Origin of the sequence: Amycolatopsis sp. NPDC021455, assembly GCF_040640995.1 — a bacterium.
GTDB lineage: Bacteria > Actinomycetota > Actinomycetes > Mycobacteriales > Pseudonocardiaceae > Amycolatopsis.
On sequence record NZ_JBFACT010000068.1, the window covers coordinates 35075 to 48683 of the forward strand.

The 13609-nt window shown below is 71.4% G+C and carries 13 protein-coding genes; 8 read left to right on the top strand and 5 right to left on the bottom strand.

Features of this window, described 5'->3' with window-relative positions:
• Window positions 1–65 precede the first annotated feature (65 nt).
• Both AB0G28_RS40895 and AB0G28_RS40900 read left to right on the top strand, forming a co-directional pair.
• A complete protein-coding gene (locus AB0G28_RS40895; protein WP_361102625.1) occupies window positions 66–1694 on the top strand; it encodes an ABC-F family ATP-binding cassette domain-containing protein in 1629 nt (542 codons plus the stop codon).
• Between the two features lie 178 nt (window positions 1695–1872).
• Window positions 1873–2082: a helix-turn-helix domain-containing protein gene (locus tag AB0G28_RS40900; RefSeq protein ID WP_003071237.1), complete on the top strand. Its 210-nt coding sequence runs from the start codon at window positions 1873–1875 to the stop codon at window positions 2080–2082.
• Here the strand turns inward: AB0G28_RS40900 and AB0G28_RS40905 are convergent.
• Both AB0G28_RS40905 and AB0G28_RS40910 read right to left on the bottom strand, forming a co-directional pair.
• On the bottom strand, window positions 2069–3424 hold the full coding sequence (locus AB0G28_RS40905) for a glycosyltransferase 87 family protein (protein ID WP_361102627.1): 1356 nt from the start codon (window positions 3422–3424) through the stop codon (window positions 2069–2071). The genes AB0G28_RS40900 and AB0G28_RS40905 overlap by 14 nt on opposite strands.
• 33 nt (window positions 3425–3457) lie before the next feature.
• Entirely contained in the window at window positions 3458–4312 is an 855-nt protein-coding gene (locus tag AB0G28_RS40910) for an LLM class flavin-dependent oxidoreductase (RefSeq protein WP_361102629.1), read from the bottom strand.
• A 56-nt stretch (window positions 4313–4368) separates the two neighbouring features.
• Between AB0G28_RS40910 and AB0G28_RS40915 the strand changes: the two genes are divergently transcribed.
• Both AB0G28_RS40915 and AB0G28_RS40920 read left to right on the top strand, forming a co-directional pair.
• A complete protein-coding gene (locus AB0G28_RS40915; RefSeq protein WP_361102631.1) occupies window positions 4369–4800 on the top strand; it encodes a MarR family transcriptional regulator in 432 nt (143 codons plus the stop codon).
• A 98-nt stretch (window positions 4801–4898) separates the two neighbouring features.
• Window positions 4899–6770, top strand: a complete 1872-nt coding sequence (locus AB0G28_RS40920) for an ABC transporter ATP-binding protein (protein WP_361102633.1) — start codon at window positions 4899–4901, stop codon at window positions 6768–6770.
• Between the two features lie 105 nt (window positions 6771–6875).
• Here AB0G28_RS40920 and AB0G28_RS40925 read toward each other — a convergent pair whose 3' ends face one another.
• On the bottom strand, window positions 6876–8042 hold the full coding sequence (locus AB0G28_RS40925) for a serine hydrolase domain-containing protein (RefSeq protein ID WP_361102635.1): 1167 nt from the start codon (window positions 8040–8042) through the stop codon (window positions 6876–6878).
• 110 nt (window positions 8043–8152) lie between these two features.
• Complete coding sequence (locus AB0G28_RS40930; protein WP_361102637.1) at window positions 8153–8881, bottom strand: SIS domain-containing protein; 729 nt, start codon at window positions 8879–8881, stop codon at window positions 8153–8155.
• A 116-nt stretch (window positions 8882–8997) separates the two neighbouring features.
• Between AB0G28_RS40930 and AB0G28_RS40935 the strand changes: the two genes are divergently transcribed.
• The 4 genes from AB0G28_RS40935 to AB0G28_RS40950 all read left to right on the top strand — a co-directional run bounded on the left by AB0G28_RS40935 (window position 8998) and on the right by AB0G28_RS40950 (window position 12923).
• Complete coding sequence (locus AB0G28_RS40935) at window positions 8998–9690, top strand: alpha/beta fold hydrolase (protein WP_361102639.1); 693 nt, start codon at window positions 8998–9000, stop codon at window positions 9688–9690.
• 94 nt (window positions 9691–9784) lie between these two features.
• Window positions 9785–11038, top strand: coding sequence for a cyclopropane-fatty-acyl-phospholipid synthase family protein (locus tag AB0G28_RS40940; protein ID WP_361102641.1), 1254 nt, complete (start codon window positions 9785–9787; stop codon window positions 11036–11038).
• An 89-nt stretch (window positions 11039–11127) separates the two neighbouring features.
• The gene (locus AB0G28_RS40945; protein ID WP_361102643.1) at window positions 11128–12330 is read left to right on the top strand and encodes an LCP family protein; all 1203 of its coding nucleotides are present in this window, start codon (window positions 11128–11130) and stop codon (window positions 12328–12330) included.
• 41 nt (window positions 12331–12371) lie between these two features.
• Window positions 12372–12923 carry a GNAT family protein gene (locus AB0G28_RS40950; RefSeq protein ID WP_361102645.1) on the top strand — a complete coding sequence of 184 codons (552 nt, stop codon included), beginning with the start codon at window positions 12372–12374 and terminating at the stop codon, window positions 12921–12923.
• Here AB0G28_RS40950 and AB0G28_RS40955 read toward each other — a convergent pair.
• Complete coding sequence (locus tag AB0G28_RS40955) at window positions 12889–13350, bottom strand: peroxiredoxin (RefSeq protein WP_361102647.1); 462 nt, start codon at window positions 13348–13350, stop codon at window positions 12889–12891. The two genes, AB0G28_RS40950 and AB0G28_RS40955, sit on opposite strands and share 35 nt — an antisense overlap.
• Window positions 13351–13609: the final 259 nt, after the last annotated feature.

Consider the following 13609-nt stretch of genomic DNA (forward strand, 5'->3'; position numbering starts at 1 on the left):
TGACGCCGTGGCCGTGCGGCCACCCGACGCTGTCCTCCGTTCACCCCCGTCCACGGGAGTCTCCCTTGATCACGGCCACCGGCCTTGAGCTGCGCGCGGGTTCGCGCATCCTGCTCGACGGCGCCACCCTCCGCATCCAGCCCGGCGACCGCATCGGCCTCGTCGGCCGCAACGGCGCGGGCAAGACCACCTCGCTGAAGGTCCTCGCCGGCGAAGGCGAGCCGCACGCCGGCGACGTCCGCCGCACCGGCGAGCTCGGCTACCTGCCGCAGGACCCGCGCGAAGGTGATCTTTCGGTCACCGCGAAGGACCGCGTGCTCTCCGCGCGTGGTCTGGACAAGCTGATGCGCGACATGGAGAAGGCGCAGGCCTCGATGGCCGAGCTCGTCGACGACGCCGCGCGCGACAAGGCCATCAACCGCTACGCGCGGCTCGAAGAGCGCTTCGCCTCCCTCGGCGGGTACGCCGCGGAGAGTGAAGCCGCGCGGATCTGCTCCAACCTCGGCCTGGCCGACCGGATCCTCGCGCAGACGCTGCAGACGCTCTCCGGTGGCCAGCGCCGCCGCGTCGAGCTGGCGCGGATCCTGTTCGCCGCGGCCGAAGCCGGCGCCGGCGGCAAGTCCGAGACGATCCTGCTGCTCGACGAGCCGACCAACCACCTCGACGCCGACTCCATCACCTGGCTGCGCGGGTTCCTCAAGCAGCACGACGGCGGCCTGGTCGTGATCAGCCACGACGTCGAGCTGCTCGCCGACGTCGTCAACAAGGTCTGGTTCCTCGACGCCACCCGCGGCGAGCTGGACCTGTACAACATGGGCTGGCAGCGGTACCTCGACGCGCGCGCGACCGACGAGAAGCGCCGCCGCCGCGAGCGCGCCAACGCCGAGAAGAAGGCGTCGGCCCTGCAGCAGCAGGCCGCGAAGCTCGGCGCGAAGGCCACGAAGGCCGTGGCGGCCAAGAACATGGCGCGCCGCGCCGAGCAGATGCTGTCCGCGCTCGAGGACACCCGGCAGGCCGACAAGGTCGCCCGGATCAAGTTCCCCGAGCCCGCGCCCTGCGGCCGCACCCCGCTCACCGCCGAGGGCCTCTCGAAGTCCTACGGCTCACTGGAAATCTTCACGGGCGTGGACCTGGCGGTCGACCGCGGTTCGAAGGTCGTCGTACTCGGCCTGAACGGCGCGGGAAAGACGACATTGCTCCGGCTCCTCGGCGGAATGGAAACCCCCGATACCGGATCCGTCGTTCCGGGTCACGGATTGCGTTTGGGCTATTACGCACAGGAACACGAAACTCTTGATCATGAAGCGTCGGTGTGGGAAAACATCCGACACCTCGCTCCGGACACCGGCGCACAGGAGTTGCGGAACCTGCTCGGCTCGTTCCTCTTCACCGGCGAACAACTCGACCAGCCGGCCGGCACGCTTTCCGGCGGCGAGAAGACCCGGCTCGCGCTGGCGGGCCTGGTCTCCAGCGCTGCCAACGTGTTGCTGCTCGACGAGCCGACCAACAACCTCGACCCGGCCAGCCGTGCGCAGGTCCTGGACGCCCTGCGCAGCTTCGCCGGCGCCGTCGTCCTGGTCACCCACGACCCCGGCGCGGTCGAGGCGCTGGAGCCGGAGCGGGTGATCCTGCTGCCCGACGGGACCGAGGACCATTGGTCCGCCGACTATCTGGAACTTGTCCAGCTTGCGTGACAGGTGCGTCCATTCGGGTGCAAGATCGCTCACCGCGAGGCACTGGAATGGCCCAATGTGATCGCAATTTCGGCTGTTTCACGTCTGTCGTCTGGCATTCCGGCGCTCAGTGTTCGATCATTGCCCCGGCAGGGGCCGTTATGTGGCCCAGAACACTCTCGGCGGGAAGGCGATCGACGTGGCTGATCTCAAGAAAGGCGCGCGGATCACCGGCAACACGCGCGACAAGCTGGCCGCTGACCTGAAGAAGAAATACGAGAAGGGCTCGAGCATCCGGGCACTCGCGGAGTCCACGGGGCGGTCCTACGGGTTCGTCCACCGGGTGCTCTCGGAGTCCGGCGTCCAGCTGCGGGGGCGCGGCGGGGCCACCAGGGTCAAGAAGAAGTAGAAGTCGCGGACTGCTGCGCGGGGGGCGCAGCGGGAGCTTCGGCCACGCGGAACGCCAGGCTGGCCCCGAGCAGGACCAGCGGGTACACCAGGTAGCCGTACCGGGTGGCCGGAGTCAGCAGGATCAACGCGCCGAGTCCGACGGCGATGCGCAGCAGTGCGCCGGAGCCGTTCGCGGGGGGCCGGCGCACCAGCCAGACCACCATGGCCACGGCCGCGGCGCCGACGAGCACGAAGGCCGCCACCTGGCCGACCGGGCCGGTCTCGGCGATCAGGTGGCCCGGCAGCGGGCTGGCCGCGGGCGAGCGCACGACGCCCATCCCGAGCGGGAACCGGAAGACGTGCTCGACGAACGCCGCCGGATCCACCAGGTACACCGGCAGGTGCACGGCCGCCGTCGTCGCCACCAGCGCCGTCGCGAACCGGGCCAGTGCCGTCCAGCCGGCAGCCGGACCCCGGCGTACCAGCACGAGCACCGCCAGGACGGCGGCCGCGGGCGCGACGATGAGCTTCGCGCTGATCACCAGCGCCAGCACCAGGCCCGACCAGGCGACCCGCCCGGTGGCCGCGAGCGCGCAGGCCAGCACGAGCAGCCCGACGATGGCGAGGTCCGGGCCGGCTACGGCCCACGTGAGCGCGGTGAGCGGGCAGGCCAGCGCGAGCTGCGCGGCGCCGACCGGCACCTTCGGCCATTTCAGCAGCTTGAGCGAGCCCAGCACGCACGCGCAGGCGGCCAGGGCGAACATCCAGCGGGCGTCGGTGAGCGCGTCGGTCAGCGGGGTGCCGCCGAACAGCGCCCGCGGCAGGCCGAAGACCGCCATCACCGGGCCGTACGGCGTGTAATCGTTTACCACGGGCGCCCGGCCCAGCGCGGTGACGTCGACGTACGGGGTTCCGTGGTGCAGCAGCAGATCCGCGGACCGTTCGATGACCCAGACCTCGGGCTGCGCGGCCCACGAGAACGGCGTGATCAGCCAGTCCACCCCGGTCAGGCGGCGAATCACGAGAAGCACGAGCGGAAAGATCATGGCCAACAGGGCGACCGCGGCGATCCCGCACCACCGTGAGCCGAGCACGCCGCGCGGCGTCCGGCCTTTGCGGGTGGAGAGCAGCAGATACCCGTTGTGCGCCGCGCCGAAGCCGTACGCCACCGTCGCGAAGTTGCCCCAGACGCGGTAGCCGTAGAACTCGGACACGAGCGCCGTCGGCAGCGCGAAAGCCAGGCAGGCCAGATAGAAGCCCAAGTCCCAGCGCAGGGGGGCGGCCTCTCCGGTGCGCGGCGGCGCGGTGAAGAGCCGGGCCGTGCGCCGCCATGCGGGCGCCTGGCCCACCTCCGTTTCCACGCCGCCAGGCTACCGAGGGGGCCGCCGCCCGGGTCAGCCGACGTCTCGCAGGCGGGGGAGCAGCTTCCCGGCCGCTTCGGACGCCGCTACGACGTCGTCGTGCCCGAACGGCATCAGCACCAGCTCGGTGAAGCCGGCTTCGACGTAGCTCTGCGTGAGACGCAGGGCGCTGTCCGCATCGGACGGCAGCCGGAACTGGACGGCCCGGCGGACGGTCGCCGGATCGCGGCCCGCCGCCGCGCAATGCGCGTCGAGAACGCGGGAAAGCCGTTGCAGCTCGGGGATTTCCGTGCCCGGCAGGGCCGCGTTGAGCCAGACGTCGGCGTGCTCGGCGACGACGCGCAGGCCGCGCTTTTCGCCGCTGCTGCCCAGCCACAGCGGGGGCTTCGGCCGCTGCACCGGCTTCGGGTCGCTGATCGCGCCGGTCAGGGTGTAGTGGCGGCCGTGGTGGTCGGTGACCGGTTCGGTCCACAGCAGACGGAGGATTTCGCAGGCCTCGGCCAGTCTTTCCACGCGTTCCGCCGCGGACGGCGTCGGCGTGCCCATCATCGCGTCGGTCAGCGTGTCGCCGCCCGCCCCGAGCCCGACGTCGAGCCGGCCGCCGGAGAGGTGGTCGACGGTCGCGGCGATCTTGGCGAAGGTGCCCGGGTGCCGGTTGGTGTTGCCGGAGACCAGGCAGCCGATCCGCACCCGCCGCGTCGCTTCGGCCATCGCGGCCAGGAGGCTCCAGCCGTCGAAGACGTCGCCGGTGCGGTCGGGGCCCATCGGGGCGAGGTGGTCGAACACCCAGCAGCCGTCGAAGCCGGCGTCGTCGGCGATCGCCCAGATCTCGCGGAGCGCCGCGATGCCGATGTGCTGCTGGGGTGGCTTGAGACCCACGGTAGTCATGTTGGACTCCTGATTATCAGTTCTACTGACGATCAGCGTAGGTGTAGAGTTCTCCCGTGTCCAGTGCTCCTCCCGCCGTCACCCAGCGGCTCGGTTACCTGCTCAAGCACGCCCAGCTGCGGCTCGCCGAGCTGGCCGAGCCGCTGTACGCGCCCCTCGGCGTCACCGGGCGGCAGCTCGCGCTGCTCACGCTCTTCGGCGACGGGCCGGCCCAGTCACAGCAGGACGGCGCGGCTCGGCTCGGCATCGACCGGACGACGATGGTCGCCCTCGTCGACGAGCTGGAGGCCAAGGGCCTGGTAAGGCGCGAGGTCGCGCCGGGGGACCGGCGCAAGCGCCTCGTGGTGCTGACTCCCGAGGGGGAGCGCGTCCGCGAGGCGGGGGCGGACGTCACGCGGAAGGCCGAGGCGCTCCTGCTGGAACCGCTCTCTGCCGAGGGCGCCGAGCAGCTGCGTGCCGCACTGCGGCAGGTTGTTCGCGGCGAGTGAACGGCGTCGGGAAGCAAACGGACAACGGGGGCGTTGTGCAGGTCATATCCGGCGAAAACCTCAGCTATGGTAGAGGTTTCTGACACTGGGGGTTTCCCGTGGACAACATGTGGGGGCTGTGGAGCTCGGCGATGCGCGCCGGTGACGCACCCAAGGCGCTCACGCGCGGCACGCTGAAACGCGTCGCGCGCTTCGCCCGGCCGCATTGGCGGCGGCTGCTGGCTTTCCTCGTGCTGACCGTCGTCTCGGCCGTCCTCGCCGTGACGACACCGGTGCTGGCGGGCAAGGTGGTCGACGCGATCGTCGGCGGCCACGACGTCACGCTGGTCGTGTGGCTCGCCGTCGTGATCGCCGCGCTGGCGATCGCCGACGCCGGGTTCGGCCTGATCGAGCGGTGGCAGTCCGCGCGCATCGGCGAGGGCATCATCTACGACCTGCGCCGCGCGGTCTTCGAGCACGTCCAGCGCATGCCGATCGCGTTCTTCACGCGCACCCGCACCGGCGCGCTGGTCTCGCGGCTCAACAACGACGTCATCGGCGCGCAGCGGACGTTCACCGCGACGCTGTCCGGGCTCGTCACCAACGTCATCCAGCTGGCGCTTTCGCTGGCCGTCATGCTCACGCTGTCGTGGCAGGTCACGCTGATCGCGCTGGTGCTGCTGCCGATCTTCGTCATCCCCGCGCGCCGGCTCGGCCGCCGGATGGCCGGGCTGCAGCGGGAAGCCGCGAACCTCAACGCCGGGATGACCACCCAGATGACCGAGCGGTTCTCCGCGCCGGGCGCGACGCTGGTGAAGCTGTTCGGCCGTCCGGTCCAGGAGGCGGACGACTTCGGCGTGCGGGCCGGGCGCGTGCGGGACATCGGCGTCCGGACGGCGATGCTGACCCGCTGGTTCATGACCAGCCTGACCCTGGTTTCGGCGCTGGCGCAGGCGCTCGTCTACGGCCTCGGCGGCTACCTCGCGCTGACCGGGGCGTTGGCCCCGGGCACCGTCGTCGCGCTGGCGTTGCTGCTGACCCGGCTCTACGCGCCGCTGACCGCGCTGGCCAACGTCCGCGTCGACGTCATGACGGCCCTGGTGTCGTTCGAGCGGGTCTTCGAGGTCCTGGACCTGGAGCCGATGATCAAGGAGAAGCCCTCCGCACGGGCTTTGGCTTCGCCGGGTGGTGTCTCGGTCGAGTTCTCCGACGTCCGCTTCGGGTATCCGGCGGCGGACCGGTACTCGCTGGCGTCGCTGGAAGACGTCACGACTTTGGATCACCGCGGCGGGGAAGAGGTGCTGCACGGGATCTCGTTCCGCGCCGAACCGGGGCAGATGGTCGCGCTGGTCGGGTCGTCGGGGGCGGGGAAGTCGACGATCGCGTCGCTGCTGCCGCGGCTCTACGACGTCGACGCGGGTTCGGTGCGGCTGTCCGATGTGGACGTCCGGGACCTGACTTTCGCTTCCCTGCGGGAAACCGTCGGCGTCGTGACCCAGGACGGGCACCTCTTCCACGACACGATCCGCGCCAACCTGGCGTACGCGCGTCCGGACGTCACCGACGGCGAGATCTGGGAAGCGCTGGACCGCGCGCGGCTCGGCGAGCTGGTCCGGTCACTGCCCGACGGCCTCGACACGACGGTCGGCGAGCGCGGCTACCGCCTCTCCGGCGGCGAACGCCAGCGGCTGACCATCGCGCGTCTCCTGCTGGCGCAGCCCAAGGTCGTCATCCTCGACGAGGCGACCGCGCACCTGGACTCCGAGTCCGAGGCCGCCGTCGGCGAAGCCCTGACGCACGCGCTGGCCGGCCGCACGGCCCTGGTCATCGCCCACCGCCTCTCGACGGTCCGCGCGGCCGACCAGATCCTGGTCCTGGAACACGGCGAGATCGTCGAGCGCGGAACCCACGACGAACTCCTCGCCGCGAACGGCCGCTACGCAACCCTCCACGCCACCCAGTTCGCAGAGGAAGAACCCGCCGTGGCGTGATCGAAGGGTCAGCACGCGTGATTGGAGGGCCGACTCTCGTGATTGAAGGGTCGACACGGTCTCAGGGCCGTGTCGACCCTTCAATCACGCGTGTCGACCTCTGAATCACGCGTGCTGACCTTCCAAGCACGTGTAGAGGGCGGTGACCAGGGCCATCTTGCGGGGGTCGTCGCGGATCAGGGGGCCGAGCTGGTTGAGGGTGTAGCCGAAGGCGATGCCGTTTTCCGGGTCCGCGCCGCCGGTGGAGCCGCCGAGGCCGTCGTGGCCGAAGGCCGCCGGGTTGGGGCCGAAGCCGCGGGCGTCGCTGCCGAGGTAGAAGCCCAGGCCCCACTCGTTCGGCAGGCCGAGCACCGCGTCGATCTCCTTGCCCTGGCTCTCCCGCGCGCGGGCCAGCGTCGGGGCGGACAGGAGTGAGCCGTCGGCGAGGGCGGTGTAGATCGTCGCGATCGCGCGGGCCGTGCCGTGGCCGTTCAACGCCGGCATGACCGCGCGCCGCCACGCCGGGTCGTTGGCGTCGTGGCCCTGGACGCGCGGGTTCATCAGCGCGGCCTGGGCGACCGGGCCGGCGGCCGCGAACGCCGTGGCCAGCGCGTTCGCCATCTCCTCGGTCATCACCGGGTCGACCAAAGTCGCGCAGCGGTCCAGGTCGGCGTCGGAGGCGAGCCCGATCGAGAAGTCCGCGCCCAGTGGCCCGGCGACCTGCTCGGCGAAGAACTCGCGGATGCCCTGCCCGGCGACCCGCCGGACGACTTCGCCGACGAGCCAGCCGTAGGCCAGCGCGTGGTAGCCGCCCGCGGAACCGGGCTCGTACAACGGTTCCTGAGCCGCATACAGGGACGTCATCAGGTCCCAGTCGTACAGCTCCTCGACGCGCAGCGGCCGGTCCAGGCCGATCCCGGGCACGCCGGAGCGGTGCGAAAGCAGCCAGCGCACCGGGATCCCGGACTTCCCGGCCGCGGCGAACTCCGGCCAGTACTTGGCGACCGGCGCGTCGACGTCGAGCTCGCCCGCGTCGGCGAGCTTGTGCGCGCAGATGGCGGTCATGCCCTTGGTCGTCGACCAGACGTTGGCCAGTGTGTCGGCCTGCCACGGCCGGTCGCGGTCGGGACCGGACCAACCACCCCACAGGTCCGCCACGACTTCGCCGTGCCGGGTGGCGGTGAACGCCGCGCCGAGCTCGCCGCGGCTGCGGAAGTTTTCCTCGAAGGCTTCCCTGACCGGCTCGAACCCCGGGGCGCACTCGCCGTGCACGGTGGCCGTGGCACTGTCCATGGGACCTCTCCTCCCAGAGCGACCGGTCCACACCGACCAGTCGGTATGTCGACGCTAGAACCGTTCGGGCACGTCCGTCAAGACGCGCCCGGCCGGTGCTTTCTGACGAACTACCGCAGCTGCGGGACGATCTCGCCGTACTTCGCCAGCAGGGCCGCATTGGCCTCGTCGCCGCCCACCACGTTGGAGCTGCGCCACAGCGGGAGTTCGAGGCCTTCGGCGGTGCCGCGATCGTAGACCTCCGCGAGCACCAGGTTCCAGAGGAACGCGTTGACCACAGTGGACAGTGGGGCGGTGCGCGGGGCGTCCGGCGGGTAGCTCGCGTCGCCGGGGACGACCAGCGAGTCCAGCACCACGGTGCCCTGCTCGACCAGTGTGCTCGACGACCGCCGCGGCGCGGCCGCCACGGACGCCCGCGACGTCACCGCGATCACCGCCGCGCCGCGTTTGCGCGCCTCGATGCACAGCTCGACCGGGTACGGGTTCACCCCGGACGTCGAGAACACCACGAGCACGTCGTCCGGCCCCGGCGCGCGCTCCGCGAGGACCTCCGCGGCGAGGCCGCCGCGGCGCTCGGTCTTCGTGCTGTGCACCGCGCCGTGCAGCGGCAGCAGTTCCGGGTGGTAGAGCGGGTAGACGCAGGCCAGGCCGCCCGCCCGGTAGAACGTCTCGGCGACCGCCGCCAGCGAGTGGCCGGCGCCCGCGGTGTAGATCAGCGCGTCCGCCCGGATCACCCCCAGCACCAGCTCCGCCGCCGCGCGCACTGCCTCGGCGTTGGCCCGTTCGACGTCCGCCAGCTGCTCGGCGACGCTGCCCGCGATGTCCGTGGCGCCCACCACACCCACCCTTCCGTCGGGGATCGGGCGCCGAATCTACCGTGCGGACCACCGGGCGCGGTGGAATAGCCGGGCGGCCGGGCGGGGTTGACCCGGATGCTGGGGACAGGAGGACACGGGTGAGCGAGGCGGAACCGGCGGTGTCGGTGTGGCCGGCGCGCGGGCGGACCCAGGCGGTCGTGCTCGTGCTGCACGGCGGTGCGGAACGCGGAATCGGCAGCGTGCCGCCGTGGAAACTGGCCTACCTCCGGATGGTGCCGATCGCGCGCGCCCTGCACCGGGCCGGCCGGAAAGACGGCGTCGAAGTGCGCCTGCTGCGCAACCGCCGCTACGGCTGGAACGCGCCCGCCGAGGACCCCGTCGAGGACGCCCGCTGGGCCCTCGAACGCATCCGTGCCGACCACCCCGGCCTGCCGGTGGTGCTGGTCGGCCATTCCATGGGGGCCCGGGTCGCCCTGCGCGTCGCCGACGACCCGGCCGTGCGCGGAGTGTGCGCGCTGGCGCCGTGGACGCCGCGCGGCGAACCGGTCGAGGCCGTGGCCGGGCGGTCGGTGCTCATCGTGCACGGCACCCGCGACCGGATGACCAGCCCGGCGGAGTCGCACGCCTTCGCGCAGCGGGCCGAAGGTGTCGCCGCCCGCGTCGCCCGGTTCGAGATTTCCGGCGAAGGTCACGCGATGCTGCGCCGGTCGTCCGTCTGGACCCGGCTGACGATTGCTTTCACACTGGAACTGCTCGCCGGCGACGATGGCGGGGCCCTCCGCGGGGCGTGGGCCGCGGCCGGGCCCGAGCGGCTGCGGATACCTGTGTGAAATCGCCCCGAACAGGGCATTCGCCGAAACGCGCCGCGGGGGTGCGGCGCCTAGGATCGATCACCGGAGTACCTGGCCGGCCGGAGGGAGAACCGTGACCACTTCGAGCGTTGACCAGGCGCCGGCCGACGGCGTCCCGGACGAATCCCGCTGGCCGGGCCTGGCCGCCCCGCCGCACTCCGCACTGCGCGCGCGGATCGCCGCCGCGCTGTTCCGCCGCGCGGTCCGCCCCCTCGACGTGCGGGTGACCTTCCCGGACGGCACCGTGCTCGGCGCCGGCGGGCCCGAATCGCCCGAAATGCGCATTCTGCGGCCCGACGCGTTCTTCCACCGCCTCGGCGTCGACGCCAAGATCGGCTTCGGCGAGTCCTACATGGCCGGCGACTGGACGGCGTCCGACCTGGCCGAGGTGCTCACGCCGTTCGCCGAGCGGATGGCCACGCTCGTGCCGCCGGTGCTGCAGAAGTTCCGGCGGATCGCCGAGCGCACGCAGCCGCCGTCGGAGGAGAACACCCTCGAAGGGGCGCGGGCCAACATCCACCGGCACTACGACCTGTCGAACGACCTGTTCGGCGCCTTCCTCGACGAGTCGATGATGTACTCCTCGGCGCTGTTCGGCCCCGGCGACGACCTCACCGCCGCCCAGCACCGCAAGATCGACAGCGTCCTCGACTACGCCGGGGTCCGCGAAGGCAGCGAAGTCCTCGAAATCGGCACCGGCTGGGGTGAGCTCGCCATCCGCGCCGCGGCCCGCGGGGCCCGCGTGACGTCACTGACCATTTCGGAGGAACAGCGCGCGCTGGCCACCGAGCGCATCGCCGAGGCCGGGTTCTCCGACCGCGTCGAAGTGAAGCTGTGCGACTACCGTGAGTCGAGCGGCCAGTACGACGCCGTGGTCAGCGTCGAGATGATCGAGGCCGTCGGCGCGTCCTACTGGCCGGCGTTCTACGCCACGATCGGGCAGCGGCTGCGCCCGGGCGGGCGGTTCGGCCTGCAGGCCATCACCATGGACCACGACCGCATGCTGGCGGCGTCGCGCGCCTACACGTGGATCCACAAGTACATCTTCCCGGGCGGCATCATCCCGTCGGTGCGCTCGATCGAGGAAGGCGTCCTGGCGAACACCCGGCTCAAGCTGGCCGGCATGCGCGAGTTCGGCCAGGACTACGCGCGCACGCTACGGTGGTGGCGCGAACGGTTCCTGCACCGCTGGGCCGACATCGCCGGGTTCGGGTTCGACGACGTCTTCCGCCGGATGTGGGAGTTCTACCTGGCCTATTCCGAGGCCGGGTTCCGGTCCGGGTACCTCAAGGTCCACCAGTTCGGCTACGAGGCAACCGGCCGGTAACCGCAACCCGACCCCGATGCCGGGCGTCCCTCTATCGAGGACGTGCGGTTGACTGACGGCGACACTTTTGTCCGGATCGGGATTGGGTGATGGAGATGACGTACCGTGGCGACGACGGCGGGCGTCGCATGCCGCCCCGGCCTCCCGCGCGCCCCCGCGACCACCAGCGCGCGCAGATGATGCCGCTGCCGGGCCGCGGGCGCAGCCCGTACGACGAGCGCACCCGCCCGATGGGCGAGCCCGAGCCGCAGTACGCGCCGCCTCCGCCGCCGCGGCAGGACCCGCCGCGGCGTCCGGCCGAGGACGACTACCCGCCGTCCCGGCCGCCGCGTCGCCGCCGGTGGAGCATCGGCCGGGTGCTGGGCGTCCTGGCGCTGGTCTTCGTCGTGTTCCTCGCGGGCATCTGGGTCTACCTGGAGTTCTCGATCAAGCGCGTCGACGCGCTCGCCGACTACTCCGGCCGTCCGGTCGCCGAGTCGGGCACCAACTGGCTGATCGTCGGCTCGGACAGCCGCGAAGGCCTGACGGCGGAGGACGAGGAACGGCTCGCCACCGGCGACGTCGCCGCGGCGGGCGGCGGGCAGCGCACCGACACGATCATGGTCGCGCACCTGCCGGACAACAGCACCAAGCCGACGCTGCTGTCGCTGCCGCGCGACTCGCAGGTGGCGATTCCCGGCCACGGCAAGAACAAGATCAACGCGGCGTTCTCGATCGGTGGCCCGAAGCTGCTCGCGCAGACCGTCGAAGGCGCCACCGGGCTGCACATCGACCACTACGCGGAGATCGGCTTCGGCGGCTTCGCCAAGATCGTCGACGCGATCGGCGGCGTCGACATGTGCATCGACCAGGACATGAACGACACGGTCACCGGCATCAGCATCAAGGCGGGCTGCCAGTCGCTCGACGGCCGGTCGGCGCTGGGCTTCGTCCGGATGCGGCACAGCGCGGCGACCCCGCGGTCGGACCTCGACCGCGTCGCCAACCAGCGCAAGTTCATCGGCGCGCTGGTCAGCCAGATCGCCAGCCCCGGCACTCTGCTCAACCCGTTCGACTTCTTCCCGCTGCTGTCCTCGGCGCCGGACGCGCTCACCATGGATTCGAGCGACCACGTCCACAACCTCGCCGGCCTCGCGATCGCCATGCGCGGGATTTCCTCGGGCGGCGTGGTGACGACGACGGTGCCGGTGACCAGCGGGTCGGCGGAGAACTGGGACAAGGCCAAATCGAAGCAGCTGTTCGACGCGCTGAAGAACGACACCCCGGTCCCGGACAACGTCATCGTGAATTAATTCGCGCGCGCCGAGGTCTCGGCCGGAGCACCATGGGACGCATGGAGATCCCGGCCGAGACCTTCGCCCGCGACGAGTTCGAGCTGGCCCGCTGGCGGCCCGCCGACGCGCCGGAGGTCGTCGCGGCGGTCAACGGGTCTCTCGAGCACCTCGGAGCCTGGCTGATCTGGGCCACCGGCGGCTACTCGGCCGAGGACGCCGCGGAGTTCTTCCGCCTCACCGGAAAGCGCTGGGAGAGCGGCGAATCGTGGGAGTACACGATCCGCGTCGCCGGCGCGATCGCGGGCGGCATCGGCGTGATGACCCGCGACGGCGGCGTCGAGATCGGCTACTGGCTCACCCGCGGCTCCACCGGCCGCGGCTTGATGACCCGCGCGGTCTCGCTGCTGACGGAAGAGGCGTTCCGCCTCGGCGCCGGATACGTCGAGATCAAGCACGACGTGCGGAACGTCCGAAGTGGAGCGGTGCCGGCCCGGCTCGGGTTCACGAAGGTGGGCGAGGAGCCGATGGAGCCACCGTGGGCGCCGTCGTGCGCCGGCACCTACCACGTCTGGCGGCTCACGCCACCTTGTTCCGCTCCCGCAGCACCTTGAGCGCCTGGTCGGCGTGGACCGAGACGTTCAGCTCGCTCTTGATCTTCTCGATGATCGTCCGGTCCTCGCCGATCACGAACGTGACGCGCTTGGTGTGCACGGGCACGAGTTTCCGCCACACCCCGAACTGCTTCGCGACCTCACCCTCCACATCGGACAGCAGCGGGTAGTCGAAGCCGTTCGCTTCGGAGAAGGCACGCTGCTTGGTGATCGCGTCCGGGCTGATGCCGACGCGGTGGGCCCCGACCTCGGCGAACTCCGCGGCGAGGTCACGGAAGTGGCAGCTCTCGGCGGTGCAGCCCCCGGTCATCGCGGCGGGGTAGAAGAACAGCACGACCGGACCGGTGGCCAGGAAGTCGGACAGCTTGCGGTCGACCCCCTGGTCGTCGGGCAGGGTGAAGTCGGGGGCGAGGTCTCCGGCGTCCATGGACGTCCCTTCTCGTCGGCGGCAGAACCCATCTTGCCGGGTCTTCGGAGCCGCTCCCGCACCGGCTTGGTCATCTCGTGTCCAGGGCCGGGTGGCCGGAGGTGGTTCGGGCCGCTACCGGGGCGGCGGGTGAGCTGCGCCGGCCGGGGCTGCACGAGGGCCGGCCGCAGCGGTCGCCCCAAGCGCCCCAATGCCACATTGGGTGCGTCCAACGCACCGAACGCCACATTGGGTGGGGTGGAGGCACCCACAGCCGCGT